Genomic DNA, 12,975 nt, shown 5'->3' on the forward strand with positions numbered 1-12,975 from the left:
CCTGATTAAATGGATAGGAACAAAAAAGTATTTGTATTTGATGATAACCCGGATATCCTGGAATTGTGCACGATTATCCTTGAAGATGCGGGATACGAGATCAAAACCTCGGTTACCTCTAATGATATTATCGGACAAGTATCGGCTTATATGCCGGATATTATATTTATGGATAACTGGCTGCCGGATGTTGGTGGTATTGATGCCACAAGGTCATTAAAGAGCGACGATACCCTGAAACACATCCCTGTGATTTACTTTTCTGCAAATAATGATGTGAAAACACTGGCTGAGCAAGCCGGAGCGGATGATTATTTGTCTAAACCTTTTGATATCCAGGAACTGGAAAGCATTGTTGTAAAGTATATTTCCAATTGATATTGAACTAAAAAAAGCGGAGTTCCGATGAGATCCGCTTTTTAATATTTTTATTATTTTACACCCAGGACATCGACCCCCTGTTCGAATACGATATCTACAGGGATGCCTTTTTTGGTGAGTTTATCCAGGTCAGTCTGTAATTCCGGGGTGATTACGGCATTTTCTTTTTGAGCCTTTTCTACTGCAGCTTTATCTCCGTTGCCTTGTAAAGTAAGAATCATTGCACCCAATTTATTCATAGCCCCCTCAAATTTGCTGAAATCTACCTTATAGGTTCCATTGGAATTGCGGACAAAGGCTCCTTCCTGTTGAAAGAAGTTAAAGCACTGCATGTTCGCTTTTCCGTGTGCACTCGCTGCACCGAATCTTACTGAGCGCAAAATCCCTGCCATATAGGTAGTATAGAACTGTTTGATGTCTCCACTCAACTCACCCTTTTTTAGTAAGCCTGTGACCATGTAAAGGCCTAATACATCCGCTTTACCTTCCTCTAGCCATGAATACTGTTCCTGTAGTGCTTCTTTTACAAAACCCTTTCCTGTGACTGTATTCTTTATACCGAGTCCGTGTGCTACTTCATGGAACATTACATTAGCAAAGAAGGCGTCGAAGTTGATGTATTGCTGTTGCTCCGGATCGATAAGCTCCTTGGAAATAGGAATGAGTATTTTATCGAACTTTGCTTTCATTGCGTTTTTAAGCTGAGAACGTCTGGTACCTTTTTTCTGTTGGATGATTTCATCATTCGGCAGATTTACAGCTATAGTTTTTGAACCGGCATTGCAATCTCCGGCATAGTATACGACGTCATATGCATTGAGTTCGGAATCTGTACCGGGCTTTTCAGCTTTATATTTTGGAGGCACAGGTAATCCTTTTTGTAGTTCCGGAAGCATACTGACGTATTTAGCCAGGCGTTTACTCCAGATTTTATCCTTTACCAGCACGTAGGCTTCATAGGATGCCCTGGCATTGAATAACTTATCTTCATAATTTTCAATAGGCCCCAGGATGATATCCAGTGTATTGTCTTTCATATCAAGCCAGGCGTAATCACTCGCTGTATATTGATCAGTAACCAATGCATCTGCCCGTAGATTGAGGTATTTTTTAAATCCTGGGTCTTCTGCCAGGATTGCAGCCTGTTTGAGTAAACTGGAGGCTTTCTGTAGCTCTTCCGCGTATAGGACGTGGTATGGTATAGTAGTTAACTTACCGCTACTATCTCTTTTAACAACGGAATACAGTCCCAATTTATCTTTTATGGCTGACTTCTCCAATTCCGTTTTGGTCATGTCAGATGGATAAAAGGTTGCTGCTTCTGGTTTAGTTCCGATCCCAGCTACAAAAGGCTTATCTCCATTCAGCCGGTCCCATGGGCCATAATTAATCCATATAAAAGATTTCGTTTTTTCGTCCTTTACAGTATTCAGGAGGCTGTCCCTTTGAGGATAAGCTTGCTTCCAGAAGAGTTCGTCCATAATTTTCGCGGCCTGGATCAGTAGCGGAAGAATCTTACGCTCGTTAGGGCTAAGCTCATTGAGATTTGTACTAAGCTTCACCGTTTCGTATATTGCAAGGCGCTCATCTACATATTTTTGAAGGCTATCTTCTGCTACTGTCGCAGTTGTTTTTGCGCTGTTTTCACGTGGATTGGTACAAGCGGCAATTCCGGAGATGATTGAGCATCCAGCAATAAAAAGAGTCGCTTTGTGAATGTATTTCATATTCAAGGTAGTTTTATCAGTAGTTCCTATGTATTCAAACACCTAGGATCCATTATGGATTTAATTGCGGCTAAAATAGTAAAAAATAGTAATTTCACACCTTGCTATCTATTCATATGGAACACCCCAAAAAACATCAATTAAAAACAGTTGCAATCGGTTTACTTCTGCTTTTCAGCGCCTGTGGGTCAGGTAAATACGCTGCTACAAATAAGATCTATAAAGGTCAGGCCAAAAGTTATGCGGAGATCATTAAGTCAATGCCTCCGGTGGACCAGCAGGTCACGTCGGCACCTGCGGACCAACAAGAGTGGGTTGGGTCGGTTAATTTTGGAATCCGTAAACCAAATTTTGTGGTTTTACACCATACTGCACAGACTTCTTCCGATCTGACGATTAAAGTTTTTACACGTAAGAAAGAGGGGGTGAGTTCACATTATCTGATTGGCAGAGACGGAAAGATCTTCCAACTGGTAAATGATTACCTGAGGGCCAATCATGCCGGTGTAAGTAAATGGGGAAATGAAACAGATCTGAACTCTTCTTCAATAGGGATAGAGATCGATAATAACGGAGCTGAGCCTTTTTCAGATGTGCAGATCGACGCCCTGGTCAAAGTATTGACCGACTTAAAAAAGCGCTATAACATACCTGTTGCTAATTTTATCGGGCATGCAGACATTGCACCAGGGCGCAAGAATGATCCTAAAAACTTCCCATGGAAAAAGCTGGCCGACAAAGGTTTTGGCTTGTGGTATGATGCGGTATTGAAAATGCCTCCTGCTGATTTTGATGCGATGGCAGCACTTCGGATCATTGGCTATGACATTAAAAACCCCCGGGCGGCGATAGAAGCCTTTAAAATTCACTTTGTGCAAAACGACATCAGTCAGGAATTAAAGCCAGCGGATAAATTGATTTTGTTTAATTTATACAAGAAATATATGTAAATAATAAAAGGGGCCTAAGCCCCTTTTATTATTTATTTGTCTTTGCCCAGGCATCTTTCAGTCCAACTGTCCGATTGAAAACCAAATGATCGGTCGTTGAATCTTTGTCGAGGCAGTAGTAACCTTTTCTGATGAACTGGTAACGTGCATTTTTATCTGCTCCGGCCAGGTATGGTTCTATATAAGCCTCTTGAATGACTTCAATGCTGTTTGGGTTTAAGTAATCTTTAAAGTCCCCTTCTTCAGAATCTGGTGATTCGACACTAAACAGGCGGTCATAAGTCCGTATTTCTGCTTTTTTAGCGTGTTTACTACTCACCCAGTGTATTGTACCTTTGACATTGATTCCACTGGTATCCTCACCACTTTTCGATTCAGGGATGTAACTGCAGTGAATCTCAGTAACATTGCCTTCGGAATCTTTAATGAAATTTTCGCACTTTACGATATAAGCATGTTTTAGTCGTACCATAGCTCCTGGAGCTAGTCTGAACCATTTTTTAGCAGGCTCTTCCATGAAGTCCTCACGCTCTATCCATAGCTCGTTACTGAATGGGATTTCCCGGTTTCCACCCTTATCTTCTGCTTCAGGATTGTTTTCTCCGATCAGGACTTCTTCTTGTCCCTGAGGATAATTATTGATGATCAATTTGATCGGATCCAATACAGCCATGACTCTGTTGGCTGTTTTATTCAGGTGTTCCCTCACGCAGAATTCCAATAGGCTAAGTTCAATGAGATTTTCTCTTTTGGCGATCCCGATTCGCTCACAGAATTCGCGGATACTTTCAGGTGTATATCCTCTTCTCCTGAGTCCACTGATTGTTGGCATGCGAGGATCGTCCCATCCACTTACTACGCCATCATTAACCAGTTGAAGCAGTTTGCGTTTGCTCATTACAGTATATGACAAGTTCAGACGTGCAAATTCATATTGCCTGGAAGGAAAGATTTCCAGTTTCTCGATTAGCCAGTCATAAAGTTCACGGTGCGCAACATATTCCAGGGTGCAAATAGAGTGCGTAATGGTTTCTATGCTATCGCTTTGTCCGTGTGCAAAATCGTACATCGGGTAAATACACCATTTATCACCCGTACGGTGGTGTGCAGCATGCTTGATCCTGTAAATAATTGGATCCCTCATCAGCATATTGGTGCTGGCCATATCAATTTTTGCGCGTAGCGTACAGGCACCGTCCTCAAATTCCCCGTTTTTCATTCGGCTGAACAGGTCCAGGTTTTCTGCTATTGTCCGGTTTCTATATGGACTATCTTTTCCTGCTTCAGTTGGGGTTCCTTTGAGCAATGCAATCTCTTCCGCGGTGCTATGGTCTACATAAGCAAGGTCTTTTTTTATCAGCGTTACTGCATAGTCATACAGCGTATCGAAATAATCAGAAGTGTACAGTTCGTTCTTCCATTGAAAGCCGAGCCATTTGATGTCATGTTGCTGACTGTCGACGTATTCCGTTTTTTCAGTAACCGGATTGGTGTCATCAAACCTGAGGTTGGTATATCCTCCATATTTCTGGGTCAAGCCAAAGTTCAGGCATATTGCCTTAGCATGACCGATATGCAGATAGCCATTCGGTTCAGGTGGAAAACGGGTAATTAATGTGTCGTATTTTCCGCTATTTAAATCGTTCTCAATGATCTCTTCGATAAAGTTCAATGATCTTTCCTCACTCATAAAAACTGTAATTTTAGTGCTCAAAGTTAACATAAAACCGCTAATTTACTTACATTTACCCTATACTATTAGTATAAATTATGAGCAGCACTTTAAAGAGACCAATCCGTGTTTTAGTAGCTAAAGTTGGACTGGACGGACATGATCGCGGCGCGAAAGTGATTGCGACTTCACTCAGGGATGCGGGGATGGAGGTAATCTATACCGGATTGCGACAGAGTCCTGAAATGGTGGTGAATACAGCCCTTCAAGAGGATGTTGATGCTATAGGGGTTTCTATTTTATCAGGCGCACATATGACGGTTTTCCCTAAAATTGTAGAAATCATGAAAATGAAGGGGATGACAGATGTGCTTATAACTGGTGGCGGAATCATTCCGGAAGCAGATATGAAAAAGCTGAAAGAGCTGGGTGTCGGTGAATTGTTTGCTCCTGGTGCTACCATGGCTAGCATTGTCGCTTATATCGAGAATTGGGTAACTCAACATAGAAATTTTTAGATCATGACTTATCAAAATATTTTATCGGAACTGAAAGGACAGGTACTTTATGTAACCATCAACCGTGAGCGTAAATTAAACGCATTGAATAAGGAAACATTAAAAGAACTGGCAGAGGTAGTTGCTGGAGTACAGCAGAATGAAAATGTTCGTGCAGTGTTGTTGACCGGGGCGGGAGAAAAAGCTTTTGTAGCTGGAGCAGATATTTCTGAATTTAAAGATTTTGGTGTGGAGGAAGGTGAGGAATTGGCAAGGACAGGCCAGGCCTCTGTTTTTGATGCCATCGAAAAATCGGCGAAACCTTTTCTTGCCGCTATTAATGGATTTGCCCTGGGGGGCGGTTTGGAGCTGGCAATGGCTTGTCACATCCGGATCGCTTCGGAAAACGCTAAATTGGGTCTTCCTGAGGTTACCCTGGGTTTAATTCCGGGATATGGCGGCACCCAGCGTTTAACCCAGCTGGTCGGTAAGGGAAAGGCAATTGAAATGATTCTTTCTGCGGAGATGATCTCTGCGGTTCAGGCCGAAAAAATCGGACTAGTCAATCATGTTGTTCCTCAGTCTCAATTGCTTGGTAAAGCAGAAGATCTGCTGGCTCAGATCATTCAGAGGGCCCCACTGGCCATATCCAGCGCCATAAGAGCAATTAATGCTGCCCTGGATCAAAACGGGTTTGAAATCGAGATTACTGAATTTGGACGGTGTTTTGGAACAGACGATTTCAACGAGGGAACTGCGGCCTTTCTCGAAAAAAGGAAGCCAGCTTTTTCAGGTAAGTAAAGTGCTGGCAGACAAGGTTTAGCAATTTTCAGGAATTTGTGGAATTTTTGGCACAGTTATTTGTTGTCGTCATTTTTTTTGGTTTTAAACGTATTTTTTGGGTATTTTATCATGAAAGTGTAGAAAAAATTTCCCATTATAAAAAAACTAGCTATATTTATTTCATGAATTCGCGCTAATGCTATTGTTATGAGAAAAATATTGATTGTTGACGATGAAGTAAACATCGGTCTGTTACTCTCCAGGTTTTTGACCCGAAATTCTTTTATTGTATCTACTGCCACAAGCGGAGTCATTGCAATGGATTACCTGGCAAAAGAAAGTTATGATCTGGTATTGTGTGATTACCGGCTGGAAGATACCGATGGTAAAGAAATTCTCATTAAGATTAAGGAAAAATATCCAAGTACCGGTGTGATTATAATTACCGGATATTCCGATATTAAACTTGCTGTCGAGTTGATCAAGCTGGGCGCTTATGATTACATTACCAAGCCACTTTATCCGGACGAAATATTAAATACGATCAACAAAGCAATTGACACGCAAATTGCGCTGAATGTCGACAAACGAGAGGGGGCTCAGGAAGCTCCTAAGCAAAAGGCCGTCAAGCCGGCATATAGTCCTGCCGAAAATTTTGTCGCTGGTCAAAGTGGAGCTTCAAGGGAGCTGCTGAAACAGATTCAGCTGGTTGCGCCGACGGCCTACAGTGTTATTTTAACCGGGGAAAGCGGCACAGGAAAAGAATCTGTAGCCAAAGCCATTCACTTAAACAGCCCCAGAAAAGATGGTCCTTTTGTGGCTATGGATTGCGGATCCCTGACGAAGGAACTCGCAGGCAGCGAATTTTTTGGACATGAGAAAGGGTCCTTCACTGGAGCTTTATATACAAAAATCGGCCATTTCGAAATGGCTAATGGAGGAACTTTATTTCTGGATGAGGTAGGTAATCTATCTTATGAGATCCAAGCCGCGCTACTTCGGACAGTTCAGGAGCGTAAAATCAAACGCATCGGGAGCACCAAAGAGATCGATCTGGATGTGAGGATTATTGTTGCGACCAACGAGAACCTGGCCAATGCGATCCAAAAGGGCAGGTTTAGAGAAGATTTATACCACAGGTTTAATGAATTTTCGATCAATCTTCCGCCATTGAGTCAACGGGGAAGTGATATTATGGTTTTTGCAACAACATTTCTGGGGGTTGCAAACCAGGAGCTTGGACGTAATGTGCAGGGCTTCTCTCAGGAAGTGGAAGATTGCTTCCTGACGTATAACTGGCCGGGTAATGTGAGAGAATTGAAAAATGTGGTACGAAGAGCGACATTGCTTACGGAATCCCAGGAAATTCAGCTGAAAGCTTTGCCTTTGGAAATTTCAACCTATGCGAAGGCTTCAGCAATAGAGAATTCCATCTCAAAAATTGAGAAGCCCAGAGATTTAAAGAATGCCGCTCTGGAAGCGGAGTATGAGGCGATTTTAAAGGTTTTACGGGAAGTGAATTTTAATAAAACCAAAGCCGCCAAGATCTTAAACATAGACCGAAAAACGTTATACAATAAAATGAAAGCGATTAATTTGGATACATAAGTGTTGTTTTCAGTCCTTGTTTCCGTTGGGTGCCTGATACTGGCTTTTTGCCTTATCAGCCGGACTATGTCGCTCAGAAACTCGAGGAATGAAATGGCCGGCCTGATCGCCGAGAATAGATTGTTGAGAGACAAGGCTGAGCTTGCTGAGCTGGTAGAACGGACCTCAAACCTTGGAAGCTGGGAGATTGATCTCGGCAACCAATCGGTAAGGTGGTCTGAAGAACTATACCGGATTTATGGTTTCAGTTCAAATAATTTTTTACCGGATTCAGCGCTTAATGAAGAAATTATTATTCCTGAATATCGCGAAAAGGTAGCTAAAGAGCTGGCGGCTGCTGTAGTTAACAGGACGTCCTTTGCGGTGGAATATCAGGTGGCACTACCTTCCGGTACCAGAAAATACATTTTAGGGCAGGGAAGTTATGTAAGCAAAGACCATAAAATTGTAGGTACCATACAAGATATCACAGAATTAAAGGATGCAGTTTTAAAATTAAAAGTAAATGAGTCTTTGCTTAGGGAAGCTGAGGCTGTTTCTCATAATGGAAGCTGGGAACTCGCCGATGGAAAGGAGTTTATGTTGTGGTCTGATGAAATGTACATTATTCATGGATTTCTGCCTCATTCGGTGTTCATTAACCTACGATTCTACCGGAGTCTTGTGCATGAAGATGACCTGGCGCATTTTTTAGAAAGCTTCAGTCAGGCCGGGCAGCAAAAAAATGCTTTTAAAATCAATTATAGGATCATCAGGCCTTCAGGCGAGATCCGCCACGTACTTTCCATTGCTGAGTATAAAAAAATTGGGCTGGATGACCGCTATGCTTATATTGGTACAACACAAGATGTTACGGAATTGAGGGAAGCCCAAGTGCAATTGGAAGAAAAAGTGATCGAACTGAACCGCTCGAATCAGGATCTGGAGCAATTTGCTTATGTTGCCTCCCATGATTTGCAGGAGCCTTTGCGGAAGATCCAGGCTTTTGGTGAACGTTTGATGAAAAAAAGCTTCGTAGGACTGGACGAAGAAGCTGTAGACTACATAGAACGGATGCGCAAGGCTTCGGAGCGAATGCGCAAACTGATCGATGATCTGCTCACTTTTTCGAAGGCTACAAGGGAGCCCCGGCATTTTGCAAAGATCAATCTGGCCAATCTTCTGCAAAGAACTTTAAAAGATTTAGATTTTTACATTGAACAAAAAAAAGCTACGATACATCTGTCCCTTGAACTGGAGGTTGAAGGCATCGAGAGTCAACTGAGTCAATTATTTCAGAATTTAATCGGAAATGCACTTAAATTTACCGCCGCAGGTATTGATCCAATTATCAGTATTACCGGAAAGAAAGTAAATGGCATGACACTTGGTCTACCTGAAGTCAACCAAAATCAGTGGTATGGTGTTATTGAGGTGTCGGACAATGGAATTGGATTTGAAAAACAGGATGCAGAACGGATATTTGATATTTTTCATCGGCTCCATTCCAGATCTGACTATGAGGGTACGGGCATTGGACTGGCCATATGCAAAAAAATTGTATCAAATCATTCCGGGTTTATTTCTGCCTTCAGTGAACAAGGAAAAGGAACGACATTCAGCGTGATTTTACCGTTGAAGCAATCAAAATGAATTAGAGAATGAAACAAGAAATATTGGTTTTATTAATTGACGATGATGAAGATGATTACATCCTCACTAAGGGTATATTTGATCAACTCGCGGATAGTTATTCTTTATCTTGGGTAAACAGTTATGATAAAGGCATCAGTGCGATTCTGAAGAGGCAATTTGATGTGTATCTGGTTGACTATAGGCTGGGTAAGGGCACTGGTATCGATTTGCTCAATGAGGCCATTCGTTCCGGATGTGAACAACCAATCATAATGCTTACGGGTAATGGCGACATTAGTATAGATCAGCAGGCGATGGATAGTGGGGCGGCGGATTACCTGATCAAAGATAGGATTGAGCCTTCGCTGGTCGATAGAAGTATTCGTTATTCGCTCAAGCAAGCCAATACACTTAAAGCACTGAAGGATAGTGAGCGCAAGTATAAAACAATATTTGAGCAGGCCAACGATCCCATTCTGGTTTCCGATTATTCCGGACGCATCCATGATATCAACAATGGAGGATTAAAGTTTTTCGGTTACGAAAGATCGGAGTTTATGACTTTGACTGATAAGGATCTATTTCATAATGCCGCAGAACGTGAACGTTTTCGTGAACTGTTGGAAGGCAGTGGCTCTTTGAGGGATTTTGAGTGTGAATTGGTCTCAAAAAATGGAGGGGTTTATTATTGCAGCATCTCCTCTTTCATACAAATGGATCTGATCAATTTTACCGAGGTTTACCATACCATCATCAGGGACCTGAGTTATAGAAAGGGTATAGAGGACCAATCGGTTACTTTGGGGAAAATGGCCATTTCGGAACATATTGCAAAGGGGCTGGGCCAGGAGATCCGCGATCCGCTCACGGCGATCAATCTTGTGCTGGATGAACTTGCATCACAAGAGGAGATCTCTGAAAATGAATCTGTACAGGCATATCTGGAGATCATCAAAGGCAATTGTGACCGCGTAACTGGTCTGATGCAAAATTTTATTTCCAGTACTGAGACTAAAACGCTGAATCTGCAGCGCTGTGATATTGCGGAATTGATAGAGGAATCTATTTCAGAAATGGAAGATTTGCTGGTTGGCCACCATATCAAATTGAGCCTGGACTTGTTTAGGCTTGATAAAAAGATATTACTGGATAAATTAAAGATTAAGGACGTTCTGAGGAGCATCGTTAAGAATGCGGTAGAGGCCATGCAACAATATCCCAAGCTCATCCATATTTCCGGTGCCCTGAGCCAGGACAGGTATGAGATCAGTATTGCGGACAACGGTCCGGGGGTAGATCCGAAATATCAGGATCAAATATTTGAGCCTTTTTTTACCACGAAAAAGCGTGCAAATGGCCTTGGTCTGACCCATGCGCAGCGGGTGTTGACCACACACAATGGAAACCTTAGGGTCAGCAATGGAAGTTTTGTGTTGCAGCTCCCCATAGAGAATGAGATTTCATTATGGTCTTAAATTAATATTGTATGTCATTATTTACCTATAAGCAGCGGAATACCATTAATTTGATCATCATCATCGCTCTTGGATGTTTGATCGCTTATTCACTGCAAGGGATCTTTGGTTCCATTCTTAGTACCCTGGTTCTATATACCATCCTGCGTCCTGCTTATATGTACCTGGTAGACGATAAAAAAATGAACAGAAGCTTCTCGGCCATATTGTTATTGTTCATCTCAGTTATTGTCATTATCCTTCCTTTTTATGCCCTGAGCAGTATGGTGATTGATAAGATTGCCGAATTGCAAAACGATCCAAGCTATTTTAAGGATATGCTGTTTAAGGTCAAGCACCTGATTCCTATTGGTGGTGATTTCCAGAATATGGTGGAGGAAGGAATGAAGAAGGCAGGAACCTGGGCGACGGATCTCTTCCCTTCTCTTATTTCAGGAGCATTCAATATCATTTTGGGGCTCTTACTTATGTATTTTTTACTGTATTTCATGTTAGTGGAAAAGGAAAAATTTGAGGCAGCATTGTTGAAATATGCACCGTTCCGTTCACAAAATGCACAGCGCTTTGCAGAGGAAATGCGGAATACTACTTATGCCAATGTTTTGGGACAAGGTTTTATTGCCCTGGTGCAAGGCTCTCTTGTCGGATTGTCTTTTTATGTTCTGGGTTATACTGACCCCGTTTTTTGGGGAGTGATCACTACCTTTATCTCTTTTGTGCCAGTTCTTGGGCCGCCAGTGGTATTTGTTCCGGCTGCGCTGATGCAGATTGCCAACGGAAATAATTTTGCTGGATGGGCCATGTTGATCTTTGGTTTTATAGTCATCATAAACATAGATAATGTCCTTAGGTTTATGATCGCTAAAAAAGTTGGAAATATTCATCCGATCATCACTGTAATTGGTGTAGTTATTGGCATCCCTTTGTTTGGAATTTTAGGATTGGTCTTTGGTCCGTTATTATTATCTTATTTCGTATTATTGATCAAAATATATGAAACGAGCTCATTAGCCTCTGAAAGATTGGAGAGAATTAAAACAATTTCCGATCAGGGAGAGTTATGATGGTATAAGTTCCATGAAAAAGAAATTAAGTAATAAACATAAAAATTAAATGCCATGAACGATAATTCAAAAGTATTGATAGGACTTTTAGCCGGTTTAGCTGCAGGCGCGGCACTGGGATTGCTGTTTGCTCCTGATAAAGGAAGTGAGACAAGAGATAAATTGAGTCAATCATTAAAAGATCTTGGAGACTCTATTAAAGACAGGGCTGCGGATGAAATTAATAACCTGGCTAGTTTTAAAGATAAAGTGGTGAGTTCTGTGAAAAGTAAAATTCAACAGACTGAAGAGGAATTTGTTGACGACACTGAACACGCTTAGGCACGATAACCAACGATATCATGCAGGAAAACAATAAAGAAAAAGGGATCGAAGATCTTTACGAAGATGCAAGAAGCTACCTGGATACCAAGGTAGAGTATATGCGGCTTTATCTGGTAGAGAAAGTGTCTAAAATATTTGCAGACATAGTGACGAATGCTGTGGTTGTCATTTGTTTTATCCTTGCTTTTCTTTTCGGAACCGTTACGTTAGCGCTTTTCCTGTCAGATGTATTGGGGAGCTTCACCAGAGGTTTTGGTTGTGTGGCACTCATATATGCCCTCCTGGCAATGATCGTGTATTATACGAAAGATAAATATATCGAGAAGGCCATTATTAACTTTACGATTAGAAACTACTTTAACAAACTTGCAGATAAGGATGAAGAAGATCAGAAAATATAACATCAATAACCTGGACGAGCTCCATGCAATGGTCTGTTCGCTAAAGTTGGAAAGCGATCTCCAGGCGGAAGCATTGGTAAATGATGGTAAAACCTATCTTAAGCAATTTACGGTCGGAAATCTGATCAAGAAGTATGCAACACCTTCTTCATTTTTAAAAGTAGATGATAAGCTGAATATTAGTAGCAGCATCATGTCCCTGGTCTTACCTCTGATCATGAATAATACTGTATTCCGTGGTTCTGGATTTATTACAAAAGCTTTGGTTGGATTAGCTTCAGGAAAGGTAGGCAAGACCCTGGATGCTGAACATCTTTCTGCTATTTTTAATTCGGTTAAGTCCTGGTTTGGGCCTAAAAAGAAAAAAGACAAACCTGTGGGGTATGTGGATTATGGCATACCACCCGATAGTGAAACCTATTAATACAAAAAAGAGCATCGCCAACCGACGATGCTCTTTTTTGTATTAGTAGTGAATT

13 protein-coding genes are annotated in these 12,975 nt (G+C 41.5%); 11 read left to right on the forward strand and 2 right to left on the reverse strand.

What is annotated here, in order from left to right; genetic code table 11:
• The first annotated feature begins 9 nt into the window (after window positions 1-9).
• A complete protein-coding gene (locus tag WAE59_RS21665) occupies window positions 10-378 on the forward strand; it encodes a response regulator (RefSeq protein WP_337858083.1) in 369 nt (122 codons plus the stop codon).
• Window positions 379-431: 53 nt separating this feature from the next.
• On the opposite strand, the gene WAE59_RS21670 is transcribed toward WAE59_RS21665, so the two are convergent.
• The gene (locus WAE59_RS21670) at window positions 432-2,108 is read right to left on the reverse strand and encodes a dipeptidyl-peptidase 3 family protein (protein WP_337858084.1); all 1,677 of its coding nucleotides are present in this window, start codon (window positions 2,106-2,108) and stop codon (window positions 432-434) included.
• A 116-nt stretch (window positions 2,109-2,224) separates the two neighbouring features.
• Between WAE59_RS21670 and WAE59_RS21675 the strand changes: the two genes are divergently transcribed.
• Window positions 2,225-3,058, forward strand: coding sequence for an N-acetylmuramoyl-L-alanine amidase (locus tag WAE59_RS21675; RefSeq protein WP_337858085.1), 834 nt, complete (start codon window positions 2,225-2,227; stop codon window positions 3,056-3,058).
• A gap of 28 nt (window positions 3,059-3,086) precedes the next feature.
• Here WAE59_RS21675 and WAE59_RS21680 read toward each other — a convergent pair whose 3' ends face one another.
• Window positions 3,087-4,748: a glutamine--tRNA ligase/YqeY domain fusion protein gene (locus tag WAE59_RS21680; protein ID WP_337858086.1), complete on the reverse strand. Its 1,662-nt coding sequence runs from the start codon at window positions 4,746-4,748 to the stop codon at window positions 3,087-3,089.
• A gap of 80 nt (window positions 4,749-4,828) precedes the next feature.
• On the opposite strand from WAE59_RS21680, the gene WAE59_RS21685 reads away from it, so the two are divergent.
• The 9 genes from WAE59_RS21685 (at window position 4,829) to WAE59_RS21725 (ending at window position 12,920) form a co-directional block, all read left to right on the forward strand.
• The gene (locus tag WAE59_RS21685) at window positions 4,829-5,248 is read left to right on the forward strand and encodes a cobalamin B12-binding domain-containing protein (RefSeq protein ID WP_337858087.1); all 420 of its coding nucleotides are present in this window, start codon (window positions 4,829-4,831) and stop codon (window positions 5,246-5,248) included.
• A gap of 3 nt (window positions 5,249-5,251) precedes the next feature.
• Window positions 5,252-6,028 carry an enoyl-CoA hydratase/isomerase family protein gene (locus WAE59_RS21690; RefSeq protein WP_337858088.1) on the forward strand — a complete coding sequence of 259 codons (777 nt, stop codon included), beginning with the start codon at window positions 5,252-5,254 and terminating at the stop codon, window positions 6,026-6,028.
• Window positions 6,029-6,217: 189 nt separating this feature from the next.
• Complete coding sequence (locus WAE59_RS21695) at window positions 6,218-7,618, forward strand: sigma-54-dependent transcriptional regulator (RefSeq protein ID WP_337858089.1); 1,401 nt, start codon at window positions 6,218-6,220, stop codon at window positions 7,616-7,618.
• A 66-nt stretch (window positions 7,619-7,684) separates the two neighbouring features.
• Window positions 7,685-9,250: a sensor histidine kinase gene (locus WAE59_RS21700; protein ID WP_337858090.1), complete on the forward strand. Its 1,566-nt coding sequence runs from the start codon at window positions 7,685-7,687 to the stop codon at window positions 9,248-9,250.
• 8 nt (window positions 9,251-9,258) lie between these two features.
• Window positions 9,259-10,707, forward strand: coding sequence for a hybrid sensor histidine kinase/response regulator (locus WAE59_RS21705; protein WP_337858091.1), 1,449 nt, complete (start codon window positions 9,259-9,261; stop codon window positions 10,705-10,707).
• Window positions 10,708-10,718: 11 nt separating this feature from the next.
• Entirely contained in the window at window positions 10,719-11,771 is a 1,053-nt protein-coding gene (locus tag WAE59_RS21710; protein ID WP_337858092.1) for an AI-2E family transporter, read from the forward strand.
• 54 nt (window positions 11,772-11,825) lie between these two features.
• Complete coding sequence (locus WAE59_RS21715) at window positions 11,826-12,092, forward strand: YtxH domain-containing protein (RefSeq protein WP_337858093.1); 267 nt, start codon at window positions 11,826-11,828, stop codon at window positions 12,090-12,092.
• 20 nt (window positions 12,093-12,112) lie between these two features.
• Window positions 12,113-12,496 carry a phage holin family protein gene (locus tag WAE59_RS21720; RefSeq protein ID WP_337858094.1) on the forward strand — a complete coding sequence of 128 codons (384 nt, stop codon included), beginning with the start codon at window positions 12,113-12,115 and terminating at the stop codon, window positions 12,494-12,496.
• The gene (locus WAE59_RS21725) at window positions 12,474-12,920 is read left to right on the forward strand and encodes a hypothetical protein (protein ID WP_337858095.1); all 447 of its coding nucleotides are present in this window, start codon (window positions 12,474-12,476) and stop codon (window positions 12,918-12,920) included. The genes WAE59_RS21720 and WAE59_RS21725 overlap by 23 nt, the downstream gene beginning before the upstream one ends.
• Window positions 12,921-12,975 lie beyond the last annotated feature (55 nt).

The organism is Pedobacter sp. GR22-6, assembly GCF_037402555.1.
Taxonomy (GTDB): Bacteria; Bacteroidota; Bacteroidia; order Sphingobacteriales; family Sphingobacteriaceae; genus Pedobacter.